20 protein-coding genes are annotated in these 21,619 nt (G+C 67.0%); 8 read left to right on the top strand and 12 right to left on the bottom strand.

What is annotated here, in order from left to right; genetic code table 11:
* Positions 1-257: 257 nt before the first annotated feature.
* The 3 genes from AC1DYP_RS19580 to groES all read right to left on the bottom strand — a co-directional run bounded on the left by AC1DYP_RS19580 (position 258) and on the right by groES (position 2,710).
* Positions 258-548, bottom strand: coding sequence for a hypothetical protein (locus AC1DYP_RS19580; protein ID WP_477047742.1), 291 nt, complete (start codon positions 546-548; stop codon positions 258-260).
* 168 nt (positions 549-716) lie between these two features.
* The gene (groL, locus tag AC1DYP_RS19575; protein ID WP_477031507.1) at positions 717-2,363 is read right to left on the bottom strand and encodes a chaperonin GroEL; all 1,647 of its coding nucleotides are present in this window, start codon (positions 2,361-2,363) and stop codon (positions 717-719) included.
* A 56-nt stretch (positions 2,364-2,419) separates the two neighbouring features.
* Positions 2,420-2,710, bottom strand: a complete 291-nt coding sequence (groES, locus tag AC1DYP_RS19570) for a co-chaperone GroES (protein WP_028037871.1) — start codon at positions 2,708-2,710, stop codon at positions 2,420-2,422.
* A 220-nt stretch (positions 2,711-2,930) separates the two neighbouring features.
* On the opposite strand from groES, the gene AC1DYP_RS19565 reads away from it, so the two are divergent.
* The 4 genes from AC1DYP_RS19565 to AC1DYP_RS19550 all read left to right on the top strand — a co-directional run bounded on the left by AC1DYP_RS19565 (position 2,931) and on the right by AC1DYP_RS19550 (position 5,198).
* Positions 2,931-3,314, top strand: coding sequence for a protease inhibitor I42 family protein (locus AC1DYP_RS19565; RefSeq protein WP_477047741.1), 384 nt, complete (start codon positions 2,931-2,933; stop codon positions 3,312-3,314).
* The gene (locus AC1DYP_RS19560; RefSeq protein ID WP_477031505.1) at positions 3,314-3,724 is read left to right on the top strand and encodes a VOC family protein; all 411 of its coding nucleotides are present in this window, start codon (positions 3,314-3,316) and stop codon (positions 3,722-3,724) included. The genes AC1DYP_RS19565 and AC1DYP_RS19560 overlap by 1 nt, the downstream gene beginning before the upstream one ends.
* Before the next feature lie 137 nt (positions 3,725-3,861).
* Positions 3,862-4,323, top strand: coding sequence for a DUF4345 family protein (locus tag AC1DYP_RS19555; protein WP_477031930.1), 462 nt, complete (start codon positions 3,862-3,864; stop codon positions 4,321-4,323).
* Between the two features lie 191 nt (positions 4,324-4,514).
* Positions 4,515-5,198: a peptidylprolyl isomerase gene (locus AC1DYP_RS19550; RefSeq protein WP_477047740.1), complete on the top strand. Its 684-nt coding sequence runs from the start codon at positions 4,515-4,517 to the stop codon at positions 5,196-5,198.
* Positions 5,199-5,271: 73 nt separating this feature from the next.
* On the opposite strand, the gene AC1DYP_RS19545 is transcribed toward AC1DYP_RS19550, so the two are convergent.
* The 4 genes from AC1DYP_RS19545 to AC1DYP_RS19530 form a co-directional block, all read right to left on the bottom strand.
* Positions 5,272-8,172 (bottom strand): TonB-dependent receptor, encoded by a 2,901-nt coding sequence (locus AC1DYP_RS19545; protein WP_477047739.1) that lies wholly within the window; start codon positions 8,170-8,172, stop codon positions 5,272-5,274.
* A gap of 67 nt (positions 8,173-8,239) precedes the next feature.
* A complete protein-coding gene (locus AC1DYP_RS19540; RefSeq protein WP_477047738.1) occupies positions 8,240-9,934 on the bottom strand; it encodes a GH35 family beta-galactosidase in 1,695 nt (564 codons plus the stop codon).
* A 460-nt stretch (positions 9,935-10,394) separates the two neighbouring features.
* Positions 10,395-11,657 (bottom strand): hypothetical protein, encoded by a 1,263-nt coding sequence (locus AC1DYP_RS19535; protein WP_477047737.1) that lies wholly within the window; start codon positions 11,655-11,657, stop codon positions 10,395-10,397.
* A 74-nt stretch (positions 11,658-11,731) separates the two neighbouring features.
* Positions 11,732-13,153: a hypothetical protein gene (locus tag AC1DYP_RS19530; protein WP_477047736.1), complete on the bottom strand. Its 1,422-nt coding sequence runs from the start codon at positions 13,151-13,153 to the stop codon at positions 11,732-11,734.
* A 150-nt stretch (positions 13,154-13,303) separates the two neighbouring features.
* On the opposite strand from AC1DYP_RS19530, the gene uvrB reads away from it, so the two are divergent.
* Entirely contained in the window at positions 13,304-15,604 is a 2,301-nt protein-coding gene (gene uvrB / locus AC1DYP_RS19525; protein ID WP_477047735.1) for an excinuclease ABC subunit UvrB, read from the top strand.
* A gap of 47 nt (positions 15,605-15,651) precedes the next feature.
* On the opposite strand, the gene AC1DYP_RS19520 is transcribed toward uvrB, so the two are convergent.
* The 3 genes from AC1DYP_RS19520 to AC1DYP_RS19510 form a co-directional block, all read right to left on the bottom strand.
* Positions 15,652-16,176 (bottom strand): hypothetical protein, encoded by a 525-nt coding sequence (locus AC1DYP_RS19520; RefSeq protein ID WP_477047734.1) that lies wholly within the window; start codon positions 16,174-16,176, stop codon positions 15,652-15,654.
* Positions 16,177-16,185: 9 nt separating this feature from the next.
* Positions 16,186-16,680: a hypothetical protein gene (locus AC1DYP_RS19515; RefSeq protein WP_477047733.1), complete on the bottom strand. Its 495-nt coding sequence runs from the start codon at positions 16,678-16,680 to the stop codon at positions 16,186-16,188.
* Between the two features lie 590 nt (positions 16,681-17,270).
* Entirely contained in the window at positions 17,271-17,492 is a 222-nt protein-coding gene (locus tag AC1DYP_RS19510; RefSeq protein WP_477047732.1) for a helix-turn-helix domain-containing protein, read from the bottom strand.
* A gap of 78 nt (positions 17,493-17,570) precedes the next feature.
* Between AC1DYP_RS19510 and AC1DYP_RS19505 the strand changes: the two genes are divergently transcribed.
* Complete coding sequence (locus AC1DYP_RS19505) at positions 17,571-17,987, top strand: helix-turn-helix domain-containing protein (RefSeq protein ID WP_477047731.1); 417 nt, start codon at positions 17,571-17,573, stop codon at positions 17,985-17,987.
* 461 nt (positions 17,988-18,448) lie between these two features.
* Here AC1DYP_RS19505 and AC1DYP_RS19500 read toward each other — a convergent pair whose 3' ends face one another.
* Positions 18,449-18,877 (bottom strand): endonuclease domain-containing protein, encoded by a 429-nt coding sequence (locus tag AC1DYP_RS19500; protein ID WP_477047730.1) that lies wholly within the window; start codon positions 18,875-18,877, stop codon positions 18,449-18,451.
* A 36-nt stretch (positions 18,878-18,913) separates the two neighbouring features.
* Here AC1DYP_RS19500 and AC1DYP_RS19495 point away from each other — a divergent pair, with 36 nt between their 5' ends.
* Entirely contained in the window at positions 18,914-19,432 is a 519-nt protein-coding gene (locus AC1DYP_RS19495; RefSeq protein WP_477047729.1) for a GNAT family N-acetyltransferase, read from the top strand.
* Positions 19,433-20,256: 824 nt separating this feature from the next.
* Here AC1DYP_RS19495 and AC1DYP_RS19490 read toward each other — a convergent pair.
* On the bottom strand, positions 20,257-20,859 hold the full coding sequence (locus AC1DYP_RS19490) for a hypothetical protein (RefSeq protein ID WP_477033084.1): 603 nt from the start codon (positions 20,857-20,859) through the stop codon (positions 20,257-20,259).
* 199 nt (positions 20,860-21,058) lie between these two features.
* Here AC1DYP_RS19490 and AC1DYP_RS19485 point away from each other — a divergent pair, with 199 nt between their 5' ends.
* A complete protein-coding gene (locus tag AC1DYP_RS19485; RefSeq protein WP_477033085.1) occupies positions 21,059-21,571 on the top strand; it encodes a bactofilin family protein in 513 nt (170 codons plus the stop codon).
* Positions 21,572-21,619: the final 48 nt, after the last annotated feature.

Genomic DNA, 21,619 nt, shown 5'->3' with positions numbered 1-21,619 from the left:
TTGGGCGAACTGTCTATCGCGCAAACGACCCCAAGAAATTCCGGAGCGTAGTGCGTTGGCGCACGGTCTGGCTCGCAATAATGCCAATAGGTTTGATCTGGCTTGCCTTGCTCACCGTCATTGCCATTGTCGGCGTCGCCGCATAGTCCGAGTAGGGTCGGGGCTTGGAAATAAGGCGCGCGTCTGAAAGCGGACCTTGGGCGCCGTGCCCGCAAGCGGACTGAACGAAGGTCAGCTAGGGGGGGGTGGGCGGACATTCATCGGAGATCGAACCGGTAGCTAATCTCTCTTTGAGCAGCTGGGTGCATTCGGGCTACGAGGGCCGGATCATAGCCGCCTAGCCTCTTCCACATCTCGCCGATCGACTCTCCAATCGACTCCGCCACCATTTCGTCTTCAGCAGCGTTCTGGGCGGCTTCTATCAGCACGGGCAGCGCCTCATCATATGCGCTGAGGTCCATCGCCGCATCGTCTCGCTCGTCCGGGCGAGCCGTCTGGTCCAGCAAGACCGATATGAGGCCCTGAGGTTGCGTGGGGCGCTTGAACATGCGGCCATGATGCTTGCAGGCGCTAATGTCCGCAACGGGTCGAAAGCCGACGCAGACACGTTGCCCCGAAATGGACGGAAGCCATCCCGTCCAGCGCCAAAGAAAAAGGGCGGGACCTTTCGGTGCCGCCCTTCTCCATAACAATCAGCAAGAGCTGACGCGGACTTCTTAGAAGTCCATGTCGCCCATGCCGCCCATGCCGCCGCCGGGAGGGCCGCCAGCGCCGCCGCCCTTCTTGGGGGCTTCGACGATCGCGGCTTCCGTGGTGATCAGCAGGCCGGCCACCGAGGCGGCGTCCTGCAGAGCGGTGCGGACAACCTTGGCCGGGTCGATGACGCCGTCGACGATCAGGTCGACATACTGCTCGGTCTGGGCGTTGAAGCCGAAGGTCGGGCTGTCGTTTTCCAGGATCTTGCCGACCACGATCGAGCCTTCGACGCCGGCGTTCTCGGCGATCTGACGGATCGGAGCCTGCAGGGCGCGACGGACGATCGCGATGCCGGCGGTCTGGTCGTCATTGTCGCCGACCAGGGTCGCCAGGGCCTTGGAGGCCTTCAGCAGAGCCACGCCGCCGCCCGGGACGATGCCTTCTTCCACGGCCGCGCGGGTCGCGTTCAGGGCGTCGTCGACGCGGTCCTTCTTTTCCTTCACTTCGACTTCGGTCGAGCCGCCGACGCGGATGACCGCGACGCCGCCGGCCAGCTTGGCCAAACGCTCTTGCAGCTTTTCCTTGTCGTAGTCCGAGGTGGTGTCCTCGATCTGCTTCTTGATCTGCGAGATGCGGGCTTCGATGGCCGACTTCTCACCGACGCCGTCCACGATGGTGGTGTCGTCCTTGGTGATGGTGACCTTCTTGGCCTTGCCCAGCATGTCGAGCGAGACGTTCTCGAGCTTGATGCCCAGGTCTTCGCTGACGACTTGAGCGCCGGTCAGGATGGCCAGGTCTTCCAGCATCGCCTTGCGGCGATCGCCGAAGCCCGGAGCCTTGACGGCGGCGACGCGGAGACCGCCGCGCAGCTTGTTGACCACCAGGGTGGCCAGGGCTTCGCCCTCGACGTCCTCGGCGATGATCACCAGCGGACGGCCCGACTGGACGACGGCTTCCAGCACCGGCAGCAGCGGCTGCAGCGACGAAAGCTTCTTTTCGAACAGCAGGATGAGCGGCTCTTCGAGCTGAACTTCCATCTTGTCGGCGTTGGTGATGAAGTACGGCGACAGGTAGCCGCGGTCGAACTGCATGCCTTCGACGACGTCGAGTTCGGTCTCGGCGGTCTTGGCTTCCTCGACGGTGATGACGCCTTCGTTGCCGACCTTGTCCATGGCCTTGGCGATCATCTCGCCGACGTCCTTGTCACCGTTGGCCGAGATGGTGCCGACCTGGGCGATCTCGTTGTTGGTGGTGACCTTCTTCGACGACGCCTTGATGGAGTCGACGACGACGTGGACGGCCTTGTCGATGCCGCGCTTCAGGTCCATCGGGTTCATGCCGGCGGCGACCGACTTGAGGCCTTCTTGCACGATGGCTTGGGCCAGGACGGTGGCGGTGGTGGTGCCGTCGCCGGCCTTGTCGTTGGTCTTGGAGGCCACTTCGCGGATCATCTGCGCGCCGAGGTTCTCGAACTTGTCAGCCAGTTCGATTTCCTTGGCGACCGAGACGCCGTCCTTGGTCGAGCGCGGGGCGCCGAAGGACTTTTCGATCACGACGTTGCGGCCCTTGGGGCCCAGGGTCACCTTCACCGCGTTGGCGAGGATGTTGACGCCGCGCAGCATCTTGTCGCGCGCGTCCGAGGAGAAATAAACGTCTTTAGCGGCCATTTGAGAGCCCTTCTAAAAGAGAAACTTGGGTTCGAAAGCGGTGAGCAGTCGGGCCTTTAGGCCTCGACGATGCCCAGGACGTCGCTTTCCTTCATGATCAGCAGATCCTGGCCGTCCACCTTCACTTCGGTGCCGGACCACTTGCCGAACAGGATGCGGTCGCCGGCCTTCACGTCGAGAGCGACGATGTCGCCCTTGTCGTTGCGGGCGCCGGGGCCGACGGCGACGACTTCGCCTTCCTGCGGCTTTTCCTTGGCGGTGTCGGGGATGATGATCCCGCCCTTGGTCTTGGTTTCTTCTTCGACACGCTTCACGAGGACGCGGTCGCCGAGGGGGCGAAATTTCATGGGTCGATCTCCGTCGGGACGGTTTTAAAGATATGGTCCGTCGGCAAGCGGGGAGCGTCGCTGTTAGCAGTCGCTCCCATCGAGTGCCAACGCCGGGCTGGAGTTAGGACCGGCGGCGGGGGGAGTCAAGGACGACGGCTCTCGATTTGCTGTGGGCGAAATCGGTCCCGGGCCGCACGATGATCCGGCGACGGACAGAGATAGGGACGAAGGCGGCGACATGAAGACGATCTCGATCCTGGCGACCCTGCTTCTTCTCGGCGCCTGCGCCACGCCCGCGCCCACGCCGCTGCGCACGGTGACCGACGTCGACGCCGACGCCGGGGTGGTCGAGCTTGTGACCGGCCAGGACCTGGAGATCGCCCTGCCGCTGAACGCCGGCACGGGCTATGCGTGGCGGCTGGACCACGAGGCCCCGCCCCTGCTGGCCGGCGGCTCCAGCTTCGAGACCGAGGCCAAGGCGCCGGGCGCGCCGGTCCGCGCGGTCTATCGCTACACGGCCGCCGGGCGCGGCCGCGCCGACCTCTCCTTCACGCTCAAGCGGCCGTGGGAGGCCGACCAGCCCGGCGACCGCAAGGTCGTCTTCCATATAAGGGTGCGCTGATGATCGATCATATCGGACTGCGGGTCACGGACCTGGCCCGGTCGAAGGCCTTCTACGACGCGGCCTTCGCGCCGCTGGGCATCGACGTGGTGATGAGCATCGGCCCCGAGATCACCGGCGGTTCCGAAGTGCTGGGCTACGGCCCCAGCGCCGACGGCCGCGACATCCAGGCGGGCAAGCCCAGCTTCTGGATCAGCCAGGAAGAGGCCCTGACCGGGCCGATGCACATCGCCTTCGTCGCCAAGACCCGCGCGGCGGTCGACGCCTTCCACGCCGCCGCCCTGGCGGCCGGCGGCAAGGACAACGGCCCGCCCGGAGTTCGGCCGCATTATCACCCCAACTACTATGGAGCTTTCGTGTTCGACCCGGACGGCCGCAATGTCGAAGCCGTTTGCCATGCGCCCGCCTAGAGCGTGACAGCCGAAAGTGGATGCCGGTTTCGGCGCCTGTCACGCTCTAAATGTTTGAACTAGAGCCTGTTCATCCGTTTCTGATTCCATCAGAAACGGACAGGCTCTAGAGGGTTGGAGACCAGACCAGCGTGACCATTTCGAGCTATGGCCTTTCCCTCATCCTGGCGATGATCGCCTGCGTGATCGGCGGGGTGTTGGGCGGCCTGACCCTGGTGCGGCCAGGTTCGGTGCTGGGGCTGACCGCCCTGGAAGGCGCCGACGACGAGGCCTCCGCCGCTCCCCTGACCGGGGGAAAGACCGAGGGCCGGGCCCTGGGCGGCCTGCTGATCCTGTCGCACGCCACGGCGGCCCTGTTCCTCGGCTACCAGTCGAACGTGGGCGCGGCCATGGCCTTCGCCCTGGCCATGGCCTGGATGGGCGCCGCCCTGGGCCGCGCCGTCTCGGCCCTGGTCGATCGGGCCGCCATGGACAAGGCCCGAGGGCGCTTCAACCTCAGCAGCCTGGCCTTCGAGGTGATGATCGCCGTCACCCTGTCGCTGCCGTTCTTTAACGCCGGCCGGCTGGTGGTGCTGCGCGGGCATGGGATGCTGGTGTAGGCGGAGCAAACCAGGAAAGACCCTCCCCCGGTGGGGGAGGCGATCGCGCAGCGATCGGTGGGGGGAGTTCTAGGGTCGTTGGTCCGGGTCGTGGTCGCCTTCCAATCACTCCCCCCTCCGTCGGCTGCGCCGACACCTCCCCCACGGGGGGAGGACCTTGCGTGGCCTGGTCTCCGCGCTAGTCTCGCGCCATGACCCAACGCCCCATCGCTCGCCGCGACATCCTGATCGGCGCCGGCCTGCTGGCCGCCCTCCCCGCCGCGGCCCTCGCCCAGGTCGCGCCCGCCGCGCCGCCGGCCGCTCCGGCCAAGCCCCCCGTCTATGTCGCCATCGACACCCCGCAGGGCCGGATCGTGATCGAGCTGGCCGTGGCCCAGGCCCCGCTGACCACCGCCAACTTCCTGCGCTATGTCGACCGCAAGCTCTATGACAAGGCGACGTTCTTCCGGGCCTCGCGCGCGCCGGGAGCGGTGGACTACGGCCTGATCCAGGGCGGACTTCAGGGCATCGGCGCCCTGCCGCCGGTGGCCCACGAGCCCACCAGCCAGACGGGCCTCAAGCACACCGACGGCGCGGTCTCGATCGCCCGCACCGCGCCGGGCACGGCCACCTCGGACTTCTTCATCTGCATCGGCGACGCGCCCTATCTGGACGCCAATCCCGCCGGCACGGGCGACAATCTGGGCTTCGCCGCCTTCGGCCGCGTGGTCCAGGGCATGGACGTGGCCAAGAAGATCCTGGCCCTGCCCACGCCCGGCAAGGCGATCAATCCGGTGATGAAGGGCCAGATCCTCGATCCGCCCGTGCCGATCACCTCGGCCCGTCGCATCCCCGCGCCCGCCGGTCCCGACGTCACGGCGCCTCCCAAGCTCTAGAGCCCAAAAAGAAAGGGCGGCGCCGKCGCCGGCGCCGCCCTAGTGAAGCCTCCGGGGAGGAGGATCTCGAAGTTTAGAAGCTGGCCCGCAGGCCCAGCAGCACCTGGCGGCCGGGGTAGTAGACGCTGTACGGCGCGTTGTCGTAGCCGAACGTGGTCCGCAGGGGCTCGTTGGTGATGTTCAGGGCGTCCAGCGTCAGACGGAAGGCCTTGTCGGCGAACGGCAGGACGTAGCCGGCCGAAACGTCCAGCTGACCGCGCGCCTCGGCCTTGAGCGGCACGTTGATGTTGTTCTGCGGCGCGTTGGCGGCGATCGACTCGTCGTTCCACACGTAGTTCACGCTGAGCGACGCGCCGTGGCCTTCGTAGAAGCCCTGCAGGTTGAAGCTGTAGGGCGCGACGCCGGGGGCGACGAGGCCCGTCGACGAGCTCTGCTCCAGCTTGGTGGCGTTGGCCGAGAAGCCCATGCCCCGGACCAGGAAGTCCAGCGGCTGGACCCAGGTCACCTCGACGCCCTGGATGAGCAGCTTGTTGAGGTTGATCGGCCGGTTCAGCGTCACCGTGGCCACGTTCGGCCCGCCGCGCAGGTCCAGCGCCTGCTGCTGCGAGGTGTTCAGGTCGCCGTAATTGACGCCCAGCGAGGTGAACGGCACCGTGGTCTGGGTGGTGACCGTGAAGCCGTCGACGTCCTTGCGGAAGAACGACACGCCCACATAGCCGATGCCGCCGGTGTAGTACTCGCCGCCGATGTCGATGTTGTTGGAGGTGTAGGGCTTCAGCTCCGGATTGCCGGCGCTGGCGACCTGGGCGGAGATGTCCGAGAAGGTCGTGCCCGGCAACAGCAGGCCGGCGTCGGCCCGGGTCATGCTGCGCGAGACGGCCAGGCGCAGCTTGATGTTCTCGGCCGCGTCCATGACGAAGTTGGCTGACGGCAGGATGTCGTCGTACTTGGCCGACAGGGTCTGGTCGGCCAGGCCGGAGGCCACCTGGATCGGGCTGGTGACGGTCTGGTCGGTGTGGAAGTAGCGCAGGCCGACGTTCATGGTCACGTCGCGGTCCAGCAGCGAACCCTTGGCGTTGGCCTCGGCGTAGGTCGCCCAGGTCTTCTCCTGGATGTCGCCGACCGAACCGCCGGTGACGGCGCTGCGGGTTTCCGGCGCGGTGTCGCGGAAGAAGGCGTAGTTGGTCGCCTGCTTCAGGGCGTCCAGGTCGGTCATGATGAAGCTGGTGTAGCCGACGCCGCCCTTGGCCAGGTGGCCGAAGTCGCTGATGTTGACGCGCTTCAGGTACTGGGCGACCTGGCTGTTGAGCACCGAGCCGGTCGTGCCGTCGCAGGTGGCGCCGCAGACGGCGGTCTGGAAGGCGGTCGAGTTGTCGTAGGCGCGGATCTCGCGGCTGGCGTCGTCATAGGCCAGGCCGAACTTGACGTTGACGTCGCTGTCGCCGTAGCGCGCGTCGACGTGGGCGCCCTTGGTGGTGGTCTCGCGGGCCACGTTCTGGACGTTCACCCGGTACCACTTCCAGCCCAGGTTCGGATCGCCCAGGTCGCGGTTGGGGGTGATGATCGGCTGGCCGCTGTCGCTGGCCTGGTACTGCACCTCCAGGCCGGATTCCCGCGGGGTCTGGAAGTCGAACTGCGGTTGCTCGCGGAAGAAGGTCGAGTGGCCGTAATTGACCTGGGCGTCGACCGTCAGCTTGTCGTTCGGCTGCCAGCGCAGGCTGGGGTTGACGTTGTAGAACTTGGTCGTCTGGTCGAAGATGTCGTTCTCGAGGAAGAAGCTCGAATTGGCGAACGTGCCCGAGGTCACGACGTTGTTGCCGTCCACCTTGAGGTCGAACGGCACCATGCCGCCGGTCGAGGTCGGCGACGTGCCCGGACCTGAGTTGCGGACGTACCAGTTCATGTTCAGGCGCTGATAGTCGCGCTTGGACTCGGCGTAGAGGCCGTCCAGGGCGAAGTGCAGCTCGTCGGTCGGGCGGTATTCCAGCGACAGCAGGGCCGACACGCGCGAGCGGGTGCCTTCGGTGTAGCTGTTGCGGCCCAGGCGCGGGATCAGCGCCTTGCTGAGCTGGTCCTGGGTCAGGCCCGAGGTGGCGGTCAGGTCCAGCGGCGCGCCCGGGGTCAGGCCGTGGCCGGTGTTGCCCGGGACGACCGAGGCGTAGGAGAAGCCGTTGCCGCCCGGATCGACGCAGTTGGTCCCCACGCAGGGGAAGTTGCCGTCGCTGTAGCCGATGGTCTCATAGCCGTCGACGCGGGTCTTGGTCTTGACGCCCGAGACCCCGAACAGCACGCCGAACTTGTCCCAGGTCTTGCTGGCGACGATGGCGCCGCGCGGGCTGAGGTCCTTGTTGCTGTCGGTGTACTGGCCCTGGGCGATCACCGTCAGGTGCTGGCCTTCCTTGTCGAACGGCCGGGCGTTGTGGAGGTTGACCGTGCCGGCGATGCCGCCTTCCAGCGTCGCGGCCATCGGGCTCTTGGCGATGTCGATGCGGGTGAACAGTTCCGACGGAAAGAAGTCGAGGTCGACTTCGCGGTTGGCGCTGCCGCCGTTGGTGCCGCCGTCCGAGGCCACCGCGATCTGCGTGCCGTTCAGCAGGACCTTGGAGAAGCTGGGGCCCAGGCCGCGGATCGAGACCTGCACGCCTTCGCCGTTGATGTCGCGGTTGACGTTGACGCCGGGCACGCGGTTCAGCGTCTCGGCCAGGTTGGTGGCCGGCAGCTTGCCGATGTCCTCGGCGAAGATCGAGTCGCCGAAGGCCACCGAGTCGCGCTTGGCCGCGGTGCTGGCCTGAAGGCTGCGGCGGATGCCGGTGACGATGATCTCGTCGACGGCGGTGTTTTCATCGGCTGGAGCGGTCGCTTCGGCCGGGGCCGGCGCGGGGGCGGCGGCGGTCTGGGCGTGGGCCGCGCCGGCGGCGAGACCGGCCAGGGCGGTGGCGGCGAGCAGCGCCTTGCGGGGGTTGAATCGAGTCACGGTATCCCTCCTGGCCTCGCCTGGGGGGAGCGGCGGGCCATTGTTGTGGTTCGGTGGTTGGGGTGGATCAGCGGTAGCGGTAGAGCTTCACCCGCTGGATCTGGAACTGGTCGGGCGGTAGTCGGACGTGGCGGCCCTGGTGGGTCTGGTCGCCGTTAAGGGCGCGGCCCGGGACCCAGCGGCCCTGGGCGTCGAACACGCCCTCGACGGCGCTGTCGATGCCGGCGATCGGCGCGCCGTCTCCAGCGCCGGCGAAGGTGACGACCAGGCCGCGGCCGGCCATCAGGTACTCTTCCGGACCGATCTGGATGATCATCCCGCCATGGCTGGCGGTCTTCTGGTCGGCCCTGGGCGTCCAGGGATCGACGAAGCCGACGGTGAAGCGATAGTCCCCGATCGTCTGGCCGACCGGCTGGTCCAGCACCGTGCCGTCCTCCAGCACGCGCGGCTTGAAGCCCGACATCTTGTTCAGGCCCTGAGCCGCCAGGATCGCCGGGGTCAGTTGCTTGAGCACGCCATAGGCCTGGGTCACGGCCTCCTGCTCCTTGGCCTCGGCGTTCTCGACCTGGAAGGGTGAGAAGCCGAACGCGTCCAGCTTGCCGATCGCGTAGAAGGCGTTGGCCGGCGTCTCGGGCGCGCCGACATTGTTGGCCTCGGGGATGAACAGCGCATTGTCCGGGCGCTTGTAGCGGCCCGCCAGGTCGTTGAAGTTCGGGAAGTAGATGTCCGGCGAGATCAGGTCGAGGCTGGGCGCGCCGGTCTTCCAGACGTCGATCAGGTGCGGCAGCGGCCCGCCGCTGGGATACTCGCCCGGCGCCTTGCCCGCGCGGTTCAGGGCGACATTGACGTACATCGGCAGCGGATAGGCGGCCTTGCCGGCCCGGGTCACCGCGTCGGCGTAGCGGGCGTAGAACCAGGCGGTGAACACCTCCTGGCCGGCGTCGGCGTCGCCGAACACCTCCGACCATGTCCCGGATGTCTTGGAGCCGTGAGCCGCCCACAGGGCGCGCAGCTCGGGCTCGATCGCGGTTCCGCCAGCGGAGAGGCGCTGGAGCAGTTCGGCCGGCACGGGCGCGGCCCAGGCGGCGTTTGCTTCCGGGCCCCACTCGCGGGCCACGGGCAGCATGCCGATCTCGTTCTCGACCTGGACCATCAGCACCGTGCCCTTGGCGTCGACCGCCTTCAGGTGGGCCAGCAGGGCGGCGTAGGCCTTGGCGTCGGCGTCGCGGGTGTTGGTCGAGAAGGCCGACAGGATCTCCTGGCTGACGCCGTTGGCCGCCTTGGCCCGCGGGAAGCGGACGTCGTCGCGCTTCACCCACGACGGCGCGTAGGTCGACATGCTGTTCTTCCAGGCCCCGAACCACAGCAGCACCAGGTGCATGTCCTGGGCGCGGGCGTCCTTGATCAGGCCGTCGACGCTGGAGAAGTCGAAAGACCCCTCCTTCGGCTCGATCAGCTCCCACGAGGCGGGCGCGAGCACGGTGTTGAGGTTCATCGCCTTCAGCTTGGGCCAGTACTTGGCCATGTAGGCCTGGCTGGAGGCGCTGGAATTGCCCAGCTCGCCGCCCAGCACCAGCATGGGCTTGCCGTCGACCACCAGGCGCTGGGCCGAACCCTGGGTCTCGAGGCGGGGCATGTCGGCGAAGGCGGTTTGGGTCAGCAGCAGCGACAGGGTCACGGCCAGGCCGCCGGCGACACTGGCCCCGGCAACGCGGTTCGCGCGCGGCCGGCGAACTCGATGCTGGAGGGCTTCCTGGTCCATTCGCGTCCCTGCCTCGGCTCGGCGTGCTGTCGCGCCGTGACCGATGATACCGCTAACACATCTTACAAGTGGTCTGACCTGTCAATCTCGATAATCGCTATTTGTCAGGCCAATATCTTGACCATTGCGACGACCGCCGGGCCGGCGAAAAGGTCAGTTTCGCACGCTCCTCCGACGGAGGCGACGCCTTCGACGGCTCGACCAGCGGCGCGCCGCGAACTTCGCAAAGCGTTATAATACGCGGTTACGTCAATATTCTCTTGGCATACGGCTTCGTACGGCCTCCAACGCGGCCGCCTCTCCGATCACCCGTCATCGCGAAGGCTTCGCGCCGCGTCGCCTTAGGCCCGGGTGATTTCAGGTTCGTTTCAGAAGCGTATTTGTCTGACCACATTTCGGCCTTGTTCGATCGAACGACCGTCAGCGAGCCAGAGAGCGGGAGGAGGTCAGACCTTTGCCGTCACACCGTCACCGTCTTGAAGGGGACAAGACCGGTCTCGGTTTCCAGCCGCAGGCGATAGACGCCGGGCCGCAGGAACAGGACGGCCGACGCGGCTTCCGGCGCCAGCACCAGCTGGTCGGCCGGGATGGCCTGGTCGGCGTCGACCGCGTGGATCGCCTGGAGGAGGACCGTCGCCTGGCGGCGCCCCGGCGCGGCGACCTCCACCCGCCGGCGCGCGGGATCGGCCGCCAGCCAGCCGGGGCGGCCGTCGACGTCGGCCAGGGGCGGATGGAACACCGCCAGATCGGCCCCGGCCGGCGCCGCCCCGACCCAGCCGTCCGCCCCTCGCACCACGATCGAGTCGGCGGGCCGGAAACGCTCCAGCACCGCCGTCGTCGTCGCAGGGTCGGTTCCGTGGGGCCCGAACGAACCGGTATAGGCCTGGGAGACGCAGAGCGGGTCGATCCCCGACTTTTCGCGCAGCCGGGCGGCGAACCACAGCAAGCCTCGGTGGTCAGGGGTCTTGCGCAGGTGGGCGTAGCCGCAATGGACCAGGATCCGCGATCCCGGGTTCGAAGCCAGCACGTCGGCGATGAAATTGTCGGTCTCGGCCGTCTCGCGGCGCGGCATGGCGTCCAGTCGCGCCTCGCCGCTCACGCGCTGATCCACCCGCTGCTCGTACGACGCCAGTCGGTAGCCCAGGCCGGCCGCCTCGCGGACCGCCTCGGCATAGACCGGGTCGTGGAGGTAGAAGCCGAAGCTGGGATTCAGGGCCGCGCCGGCCTTGTAGGTCCGCACGTCCGGCGCGCCGCGCTCCCGGCTGTTGACGAAGTCCTCGGCGGCCAGGACGTCGAAGCCCAGCGGCCGCAGCGCGCGCAGCACCCGCGCCAGGAACGAGCGGTGGCGCGAGGCGACGTGAGCCTCGTTGAGCATGACCACGCGGCGGTCGCGCGCCGCCTCGACGATGGCGGCCAGGGCGTCCTGGGCGGTCGCGTCGGCCGGCAGGGGCCCGTCGCCCGCCGGCCCCAGACCGGCGGAGGCCAGGGCCGTGGCCTCGTCGCCGATGAAGGACGCCATCTGCTGCAGGCCCGGATCCTTGGGCGCGGCCTGGATGGCCTGCCAGACCGGCAGGTAGCGGCCGTATAGGAACAGGCGGGTCTGGGGGCTCATCTCCAGGACGCCTCGTGACGCCTGTGGCGTCGCCTGCCCTCCGGCCAGGCCCGGGAGGCCGCTGGCCGCCGCCATCAGGCCCGTCGCCACGCTCCTGCGCGTCATGTCCATGGAACCATCTCCCCCGACTGGAGCGACAGGTTCACCTTAAGATTGCAAGTCTGCAAGCGCCCCGCGCCCGCCTCCTACCGGATCGGGCAAGCCACCCACTGATAGGCCTGGGCCATCACCCCGCCGTCGCGGCGGACCAGCAGCAGGCCGCTGGCCTCGGGACCGTCGTCGGTGACGTTGACGCAGCCGTTGGAGCGGATGTTGGCCGAATAGCCGTGCTTGCGATCCGCCTTGTAGGTCCCGTCGGGATTGGCCCAGACGTCGGCGAACGAGTAGCGGATCGGGCCGCCGCTGCTCACCCGCGCGCCGGGACCGTAGGGACGCTCCAGCACCAGGGCCTCGGCCTTGGGGATCTTGCGGGCCCGCATCCAGCCGATCACGTCGCTGAAGCAGGCGTTGCCCAGCAACTGCTCGCCCCGCTCGGCGCAGCCGGGGCGGTTGCCCTGGACCACCGGCAGGGCCGCGCCATAGGCCTCGTAGACCGCCACCGGCGCGGGCGCGCCGGGCGCCCCGCAGCCGGCCAGGGCCCGCTCGTGGACCTTGTCGCCGGCCTCGACCTCGAAGTCGACCGGGCTGGTCAGGCCGCAGCCGGCCGGGGCGGCCAGGCTGGACTTGTCGAACCAGCGCTTGTCGGCCTTGAAGCCGGCCTTGGCCTTGCGCTTGAGCACATACTGCTCGGTTTCCTTGGCGCTCAGCACCACGCCCGGCGAGACCGCCCGCTTGGCGCCGATCACGTCCAGTTCCTTGAGGGCGGGCTGGGACGCCAGCACGGCGATCCCGGCCGCGAAGCACACGCCGTCGCGCAGGACCGCGTCGGGCGCGCAGTCCGGACGCGGGGCGGCCAGCTGCCGGGCCGCGCCCAGCACCTCGACCACGCCCGTGGCCGGCCAGCGCTCGCCCGGCTCGCTCGGCCCGATCGGCGACAGGCGCGGACCGCCGTAGCCGATCGGCGGAACCGGCCCGTCGCACGACACGGTCTGCAGCTCCCGCGCGGCCAACTGTCCGTCGCGCATGTCCAGCCGGTAGTCGACGCCGCGGCCAGTCGAGAAGCAGGCGCGCGGGACCCGCACCGACGAGGTCGGCAGGATCACCGGCCGGAAGTTCGCCCCGCCGCCGGCCAGGGACACCTCGTACAGGCGATAGGCCTGGCCGATCGGGCCGGAGATCACCGCCCCCGCCCCMCCCCCGGCGCCCGGCGCGGTCAGCACCAGCCCGCTCGTCGCGCCCCGCGCCTTCATCCCGGCCGCCACGCGGTCCAGGCAGGCGCCGTCCGGCAGCAACAGGGGCTTGGCGCACTTCGGATTGGGCGTGGCGACCGGCAGGACCCCGCCCAGCACCTCGCGCAGCTCGCCATAGACCGGATCGCGGATCAGCCGCATGTCCGAGGACTGGGCCTGGGCCGCGCCCGCCGTCCCCATGGTCGTCATCGCCGCCGCCAGGCCGATCAGCCCCAGGCCGCGAACCCGCCGGCTCGTTCCGCGCTTCATGTAGGTCATAGCCACCCCCGTGCCCCACCCCTGGGGTTGTCCCGACAAGATCGCAACCTTGACCATGAAAGGCAATGCCGCCACCTGCCGCCATTCTGCTGACAGCCCCTGTCAGCAGCCCCTCTGGCGTTCCAGCCCTGGCGGACCTAGGTTCTCACCATGGCCCGTACTCCCGTGACAGAACGCTCCCCTTCCGAAGGCGTGGGCGGCGTTTCCGACGCCGCCACGCCCTTCATCTATGACGCCGCCTTGGAAGCCGAGGTCGACGCGGCCTCCGGCATGCCCATGCTGTGGCAGCCGCACCGTCCCGCGCGCCCGGACAAGTCCGAAGGCGGCAAGCGGTTCAAGCTGGTCAGCGACTACGAGCCGGCCGGCGACCAGCCGACCGCGATCGCCGAACTGGTGGCCGGTCTCGAGGGCAAGGAGAACGACCAGGTGCTGCTGGGCGTCACCGGCTCGGGCAAGACCTTCACCATGGCCAAGGTCATCGAGGCCACCCAGCGCCCCGCCCTGATCCTGGCCCCGAACAAGACCCTGGCGGCCCAGCTCTACAGCGAGATGAAGAGCTTCTTCCCGGACAACGCGGTCGAGTATTTCGTCAGCTACTACGACTACTACCAGCCCGAGGCCTACGTCCCGCGCACCGACACCTACATAGAGAAGGACAGCTCGATCAACGAGCAGATCGACCGCATGCGCCACTCGGCGACGCGGGCGATCCTGGAGCGCGACGACGTGATCGTGGTCGCCTCGGTCAGCTGCATCTACGGCATCGGCTCGGTCGAGACCTACACGGCCATGACCTTCACGCTGGAGGTCGGCCAGACCATCAACGAAAAGCAGATGATGGCCGACCTGGTCGCCCAGCAGTACAAGCGCAACGACGCCGCCTTCGAGCGCGGCACGTTCCGCCGCCGCGGCGACACCATCGAGATCTTCCCCGCCCACTACGAGGACCGCGCCTGGCGCGTCAGCCTGTTCGGCGACGAGGTCGAGGCGATCAGCGAGTTCGACCCGCTGACCGGCAAGAAGACCGGCGACCTGGAGATGATCAAGGTCTACGCCAACAGCCACCACGTCACCCCGCGCCCCACCCTGCGCCAGGCGATCATCAGCATCCGCGCCGAGCTCAAGGAGCGCCTGGCCTGGCTGGAGGCCAACGGCAAGCTGCTGGAGGCCCAGCGCCTGGAGCAGCGGACCAATTTCGACCTCGAGATGATCGAGACCACCGGCTCCTGCGCCGGCATCGAGAACTACAGCCGCTACCTGTCGGGCCGCCGGCCGGGCGAGCCGCCGCCGACCTTCTTCGAATACATCCCCGACAACGCCCTGCTGTTCACCGACGAGAGCCACCAGACGGTTCCGCAGATCGGCGCCATGTACAAGGGCGACCGCAACCGCAAATGGACCCTGGCCGAGTACGGCTTCCGCCTACCGTCAGCCCTGGACAACCGCCCCCTCAAGTTCGAGGAGTGGGACGCCATGCGCCCGCAGTCGGTGCACGTCAGCGCCACCCCGGCCAAGTGGGAGCTGGAGCGGGCCGGCGGCGTGTTCGCCGAGCAGGTGATCCGCCCCACCGGCCTGATCGACCCGCCGGTCGAGGTCCGCCCGGTCTCCAAGGACGGCGCCAGCCAGGTCGACGACGTGGTCGACGAGATCCGCCAGACCAAGGCCGCCGGCTACCGCACCCTGGTCACCGTCCTGACCAAGAAGATGGCCGAGGACCTGACCGAATACCTGAACGAGCAGGGCATCGCCGTGCGCTACATGCACAGCGACGTCGACACCATGGAGCGGATCGAGATCATCCGCGACCTGCGCCTGGGCATGTTCGACGTGCTGGTCGGCATCAACCTGCTGCGCGAGGGCCTGGACATCCCCGAATGCGGCCTGGTCGCCATCCTCGACGCCGACAAGGAAGGCTTCCTGCGCTCGGAGACCTCGCTGATCCAGACCATCGGCCGCGCCGCGCGCAACGTCGACGGCAAGGTCATCCTCTATGCCGACCGGGTGACCGGCAGCATGGAGCGGGCCATGGAGGAGACCTCCCGCCGCCGCGAGAAGCAGCACGCCTACAATCTCGAGCACGGCATCACGCCCGAGAGCGTCAAGCGCGACATCAAGGACATCCTCAACAGCCCCTACGAGCGCGGCGACCGCGTGCTGGTGCCGATCGGCGGGATCGGCGAGGGCAAGGACGCCAAGCCGTTCAGCGGCGACAACTTCAAGGCCGCGCTCAAGGACATGGAGACCCGCATGCGCGAGGCCGCCGCCAACCTGGAGTTCGAGACCGCCGCGCGCCTGCGCGACGAGATCAAGCGCATGAAGCTGATGGACCTGGAGTTCGCCAACGAAGCCCTCACGGCCCCGGGCGAGGCGGTGGACAAGGCGATGCCCAAGCGGGTGCGGGCGGAGCTGAGGGCGGAGCAGGCGGAGGCGTTTCGGAAGGCGCGGTTGTAGGGGGGCTATCCGCCTTCTGTAGAATTGTTTGAGCAGGGCTAGCCGATCTAGCGGGTCTCTGAGGATGTATCATCCCCTTCGAATAGAGAACCGGATGGCTCGGATTCCGAGATGCCCCTATCCGACGCCCCTATGGTCTCTTCTGAGCTTTCGCCATCACTCATGTCGTACCAAGAAATCTTGCTCAAGGCCTGAGCAGCCGACGCCAGATTTTCGGATGCAGAAATGAGTCGATCACGCATGGCCTCAAACGACTTTTCAGTCATAACATATGAAAACGACTTAAAGTTCGATACTATATCTATATCACCCTTGATATATAGTGAAAACGAGTGCGTAATGAATGTAAGATCCATTACGTCAATTTTACCCTCTAGAATATTTCCTGCAGCCGATTCAATAGTTGTCTGCCTCACCGTCATACCTGCAACAGCGTCTTGACCCGGCAGCTTGTTGGCAATGATGTACGGCACACCATTCACAGACTTAATGTTTTCAACAGCGGTAATGTCGCTAATACTCTCATCGATCGAAATTTTATCTTGGCTCGCCGTGTATTCATCCTCACTCATATCAAGCACCTATTGCAAGCGCCGCAAAGCGGCTCGAACGTCATCTTCGTCTTTTATTTCTAGAATAAGATTTCCAGATTTATCGTCCTCCATAATGCTTTGATATTTCTTTTCATCTTCATCTTTAAAGTAAAGCTTATCTACAATTTTACCAAAATCGCTTTTCTCCTGTTTTTTGATTGTAAATATGAGATTATTTTTTACATGTAGTGACTTTCCGCGAGAAGAATCCTTGTAAAAGGAATTTTCATAGAAGTCCGCCGCGCCGAGGATTTTCGAAACATGATCCGCCACGCCGTCGCCTGACACGCGCTCGGACCCATATTCAGGCCTGGGAGCACCATGAACTCCAACCCTATCCGGTGGTGAATTTTTTGGCTTTGCATTGGACGGAGAGCCTTCAGACGCCCCTTCTTCGGCACCCTGATCCCCCCTGCTAACCAAAAATAAGCAATAAGCGAGGGCTAAAAAACCCATCATAGAGAATAATATATCCAACATCATGAGCGCTCAGATGTAGAAATTTTTGACACAACCTCATCAACCCAAACTATCGCAGCCCAAAACAACGGAAGCATTAGTATCGGTACTGAATATACCTCATTCATCTTAAAGCCACCACCGTTAGTGGGGTCCGGCATATATGTGATATAGTTTCCAAATATCCGGAACGTAGCGAGTAGGAATGTGGTAATAGAGACTATTCTCACAATATACCTCTGAGGCGCGCGCAGACGATTTCCCGCCGCAGCAACAGGGGGGGCCGCAAACATCAACATGTATATGGCCAACAAACCTGCCAAACGAAGACCGTCGTTGGGGTTAGCAGCCTTAAACAAATTTGATTGGGAAATGAGGTAGCCGGCCGCCGCGCTCAGAAGCGCGGCAACGCTAGTTTCGTTGGAAAGCCGGAAGTGCTGCCCCATCATGCCAGTCTAGGATTGGTGTTAAGCTTGGCGCAAGTGTATTCCTGCCGCGATGCTCGCGCTACGCGTAGCGTTGTGCGAGATTCATCGATGTTGACCGCGCTGCCCCTGGCCAATGGCACTAGGTCAACCGGTCGCTTCTCCTTGCCGGCAAGGGCCTCAAACCGCCTACTCCACCCCCACCACCAGGGCCGAGGCCGAGACCCCCAGCGTCCGGGCCAGGCCGAAGATCGTCGTGGCGCTGGGGTTGCGTTCGCCGCGTTCGAGGAAGCCGACATAGTTGCGGTGCAGGCCCGCGCGCTCGGCCAGGGCTTCCTGGCTGAGACCCAGCGCCTTGCGATGACGGCGGATTTCGCGCCCCAGGGCGATGAGATCGTCTTTGTCGGCCACGCCGGACCGTTGCCTTGGTCGGCGTCACGTTCTACATACTGTCAGTGTGTATTTTCTCAACCAGAGGCAAAGCGCATCATGAAACCCACCGCCGGCCCCCACCCCGTCGACGTCCATGTCGGTCGCGCCGTGCGGTGGCGGCGCAAGCTGCGGGGGCTGAGCCAGCAGGCGCTGGCCGAGCGGATCGGGCTGACGTTCCAGCAGGTCCAGAAGTACGAGACCGGCGCCAACCGGATCAGCGCCTCGGCCCTGCATGCCATTTCCGGGGCGCTGGAAGTCCCGATCGCCTTCTTCTTCGACGGCCTCCCGGAGACGGTCGCCGCCGCGCCCGAGACCGAGGCCTCGCTGACGGCCCGGATGCTGGGCGCGCCCGGCGGCCTGGCCATGGCCGAGGCCTGGCTGGACCTGCCGCCCGGCCCGCTGCGCCAGCGACTGGCCGCTCTGGTGCAGACGACGGCGGCGGCTTTGCGCGGCTCGGGTACGACCAGCGCCTGAGCCCCCTCGAAGGGCAGGCGTCTCGCGCCCTGCCCCGCCTTACATCTCTTAGAGGCAGCAGCGTGCCGGTCTGGACAGGTCAGTCAAGGACTGGCCTGCGGCCAGCCGCGACGCGGCGGTGCGGAGCGCCGTCCTTGAGTGACCTGTCCAGACCGGCGACCGTCTCGCCGTGAGATGAAAGGCTGGCTCCCCTTCACGAGGAAGGGAGAGCGGCCACCTTCTGAGAGACCCCTCATCCGACCTCCTTCGGAGGCCGCCTTCTCCCGCAGGGGGAGAAGGATTCGCGACTTCCTTCCCTTCTCCCCTTGCGGGAGAGGGTGGCGGTCCGGAGGACCGTCGGGTGAGGGGTCGAAGGCGAGGTCGGCCGCGTATGGCGGAGCGGCTGGGTGGGGCGGCAGCCGTTTGAGAGACCCCTCATCCGTCAGCTTCGCTGACACCTTCTCCCGCAAGGGGAGAAGGGTTTAGCAGCCGCAGGCGCTCAGGATTTCTGTCAGGACGGCGTCGGGGGCGTCCTGGATGCGCTTGTTGGTGAAGCGCAGCACGCGGAAGCCTTGGCCGCGCAGCCAGGCGTCGCGGATCTCGTCGTGAAGGCTGTCTTCGTGATGAGGTCCGTCCGCCTCGACGATCAGGCGATGGCGCGGGCACAGGAAGTCGGCGACGTAACGGCCGAGCGGGACCTGGCGGCGGAACTTCAGGCCCTCCAGGCGGCGGTCGCGGAGCAGGGCCCAGAGCAGGCGTTCGGTGACGGGCGGCTCTTGGCGGAGCCGACGCGCAAAGGCGAGTTGTTGGGCGCGATCGACCATGACGAGAACATTACGGGAACAGCGTGGGTTGGCAAGAGGGGGCGGCCGGCTTTTGAGAAACCCCTCATCCGGCGGCTTCGCCGCCACCTTCTCCCGCAAGGGGAGAAGGATTAGATCACCCCCATGATCACCCTCGCCCAAACCGACGCCGAGATCCTCGCCACCTTCGACGTCATGGCCCAGCTCCGTCCCCACCTCGCCCGCGACACCTATGTCGCCCGCGTCCGCCAGCTGATGGCCAGCGACGGGTTCCGGCTGGCCTATGTGAGCGAGGACGGCGTGGCGCGGGCCGTGGCGGGGTATCGGGTGGCGGACATGCTGTATTGCGGCCGGTTCCTCAGCGTCGACGACCTGGTGGCCGACGACCGGGTCCGGTCGAAGGGCCACGGCAAGGCGCTGCTGGACTGGCTGAAGGCCGAGGCCCGGCGCGAGGGCTGCGGCCATCTGGAGCTGATCTCCAACGCGCCACACCCCTGCCCTCGCGGCGGACAGAGGGGTTCCCGCCACAAGGGCGGGAATGACGGCCGAGAGGGGGATGGGGCGGCGTTTATCCCCGCCACGCGCCCCACAAACCCCAACCCCTTCAACGCCCTACGAAATAACGAGCGTCACAAGTCCTCGGCGCTGAAACCGCCCGCATAATCAACTCACCTCGCCGCACCGGAAAGGGCGCAAGGCCAGCGACCAATGCGGCGGCGGGGGGCGATCGAGCGGGGACAGGCGCGAGGGGGTTACTCGCGCGGTCCGGGGACTTCCATCGTTGGGGAGCCCGCCCGCCGTCGGCGTCGAACGGGGACAAAGCGCGTGAATTGCCCATTGGCCCGCGCCCCCGGCGGCTGGGACTGGTCGGAAACGACCGGGACCGGGTCCGGCTAAGCCTCAACAGGGCTGCCCACCGGATGCTGGCGGATAACGAGCGCGCGGAGCGGTCGGCTTCGTCGAAACGGTACAAACACAAAGAACTCCGGACGTTGTCCGGCGCTCCGCGACCCTTTCCACACCTTCAGCGGCGATCCGCGTGAAGCGGCGAAGTCGCGCCCAAGTCCCTCCCCCTGTGGGGGAGGTGTCGGCGCAGCCGACGGAGGGGGGAGTATTCGGAGGGTGACCGCACCTCGGATCGACGATCCGACAGCTCCCCCCACCGGCCTTCGGCCGCCTCCCCCACAGGGGGAGGGACTTAGAAAAGGAGACGCCCATGGTCCAGCCCCGCGCCAAACGCATCCGCCCGGCCCGGCTCAAGCGCGCGATGCGCAACTACATCCGCGCGCGGTTCAAGACCGGCTTCATCCGGGGAGCGATCGCCAAGTTGGCCGAGCTCCGCCGCGACCGCCCCGACCTGGGCGACGGCGCGGCCGATTGGCTGCCCCGCTGGGTCCGCCAGATGGCCCTGGACGGAACCGAACCGCCCGAGCCGGACATGTGGTCCTTCTACTGGCGAGGCAAAGGCCAGAAGAACCAGGGCCCGCCTACTCCCCCCGCCGCAGCCGCTCGCGATAGGCCCCCGAGCTCGCCACATAGCCCTCGGCGTCGCCATAGGCCTGGAAGTCGCGATAGCGGTCGTGACTGCCCTTGACCTTCAGGGCGTGCTTGATCGGGCACCAGTACTGCTCGGTGCGGGCGGTGATCTCGCGGGCGTAGGCGATGACGCCGTTGCCGTAGCCGCAGAACACGCAGTTGAGCTTCTGCACCAGGTTCAGATAGCCCAGCCGGTGGCGGTCGATGACGACATAGTCCGAGCGCTTCACGCGGACCACGCCCCAGGCGGTGAAGCAGCCCAGCTGGTAGAGGCTGACGCTGAGGTCGAGGATCATCAGCGGCAGGGCCATGCCGTAGATCAGCGGCATGGTCAGCAGGGTCGGCCACGGGGTGCGGATCGCGCCCAGGCCGGCGGGCTTGCGGTGGGCGCGCTGGCGACGGAGGGCGTCGGCCTTGAAGCACGGCTTGCCGGCCTCGATCACCAGGCCGGCGGCGGCGGCGCGCTCGGCGTCCCGCGCGGCGAACGCGGCCTCGACCTCGGCCTCCACGGCGCGCAGGCGGTCGATGAGGTGTTCGAGGGTTTCGTTGGGCATGGGGAGAGCATGGGGCGAGTCGGCCGCGAAGACCCCCTCAGTCGCTCCGCGACAGCTCCCCCAGAGGGGGAGCATCTGGGCGCTCCAGATTCTCCCCCTCTGGGGGAGGTGGCCCGGAGGGCCGGAGGGGGTCTTCGCCACGGCGCCGCTTTTGCTCAGCTTCACCAACAACGCATCATTTCGAGACAAGGCCGTCGCCATGTTCGCCAAGAAGAAAGACACCGCTCCCGCCCCGGCCTTCACGCCGCTGGCCCAGAGCGAGCCCGTTCAGATCGCCCCGCCGCCGGCCCAGCCGGCCCCGCCGCCGCGTCCCCGGCCGGCCTCGATGGTCGCCCAGGGCGTGGCCATCAAGGGCGAGGTGATGGGCGACGGCGAGGTGCACCTGGACTGCGTGGTCCAGGGCGACGTCCGCGTCGGCAAGCTGGTCCTGGGCCCCAACGCCCGGATCGAGGGCTCGCTGCACGCCCAGGTCATCGAGATCCACGGCAAGGTGACCGGCTCGGTCTGCGCCAAGCAGGTGCGTCTTTATGGGACGGCCGTGGTCGACGGCGACATCACCCACGAGCAGCTGGCCATGGAGAGCGGCGCCCAGTTCCAGGGCCGCAGCCTGAAGTTCCAGCGCCAGGCCCCGGCGTCCCCGGCGCCCGTCGCGAGCCACGCGCCGGCCCCCACCGGCGGGCATGCGCCGGCCATGGCCGTCTATCCGGGCTGATCGCGCGTTCAGGTGTTGAGCGGCGCGGAAAGGCATGGGGTCTTTTCC

This window comes from Caulobacter sp. P1_D6 (assembly GCF_056406095.1).
This window is presented reverse-complemented; position numbering and strand designations above follow the sequence as displayed.

Excerpts from the sequence above, each read along its gene's own strand:
- AC1DYP_RS19580 (WP_477047742.1), bottom strand. The coding sequence starts at position 548 with ATGTTCAAGCGCCCCACGCAACCTCAGGGCCTCATATCGGTCTTGCTG.
- groL (WP_477031507.1), bottom strand. The coding sequence starts at position 2,363 with ATGGCCGCTAAAGACGTTTATTTCTCCTCGGACGCGCGCGACAAGATG.
- groES (WP_028037871.1), bottom strand. The coding sequence starts at position 2,710 with ATGAAATTTCGCCCCCTCGGCGACCGCGTCCTCGTGAAGCGTGTCGAA.
- AC1DYP_RS19565 (WP_477047741.1), top strand. The coding sequence starts at position 2,931 with ATGAAGACGATCTCGATCCTGGCGACCCTGCTTCTTCTCGGCGCCTGC.
- AC1DYP_RS19560 (WP_477031505.1), top strand. The coding sequence starts at position 3,314 with ATGATCGATCATATCGGACTGCGGGTCACGGACCTGGCCCGGTCGAAG.
- AC1DYP_RS19550 (WP_477047740.1), top strand. The coding sequence starts at position 4,515 with ATGACCCAACGCCCCATCGCTCGCCGCGACATCCTGATCGGCGCCGGC.
- AC1DYP_RS19540 (WP_477047738.1), bottom strand. The coding sequence starts at position 9,934 with ATGGACCAGGAAGCCCTCCAGCATCGAGTTCGCCGGCCGCGCGCGAAC.
- AC1DYP_RS19535 (WP_477047737.1), bottom strand. The coding sequence starts at position 11,657 with ATGGACATGACGCGCAGGAGCGTGGCGACGGGCCTGATGGCGGCGGCC.
- uvrB (WP_477047735.1), top strand. The coding sequence starts at position 13,304 with ATGGCCCGTACTCCCGTGACAGAACGCTCCCCTTCCGAAGGCGTGGGC.
- AC1DYP_RS19520 (WP_477047734.1), bottom strand. The coding sequence starts at position 16,176 with ATGAGTGAGGATGAATACACGGCGAGCCAAGATAAAATTTCGATCGAT.
- AC1DYP_RS19515 (WP_477047733.1), bottom strand. The coding sequence starts at position 16,680 with ATGATGTTGGATATATTATTCTCTATGATGGGTTTTTTAGCCCTCGCT.
- AC1DYP_RS19505 (WP_477047731.1), top strand. The coding sequence starts at position 17,571 with ATGAAACCCACCGCCGGCCCCCACCCCGTCGACGTCCATGTCGGTCGC.
- AC1DYP_RS19495 (WP_477047729.1), top strand. The coding sequence starts at position 18,914 with ATGATCACCCTCGCCCAAACCGACGCCGAGATCCTCGCCACCTTCGAC.
- AC1DYP_RS19490 (WP_477033084.1), bottom strand. The coding sequence starts at position 20,859 with ATGCCCAACGAAACCCTCGAACACCTCATCGACCGCCTGCGCGCCGTG.
- AC1DYP_RS19485 (WP_477033085.1), top strand. The coding sequence starts at position 21,059 with ATGTTCGCCAAGAAGAAAGACACCGCTCCCGCCCCGGCCTTCACGCCG.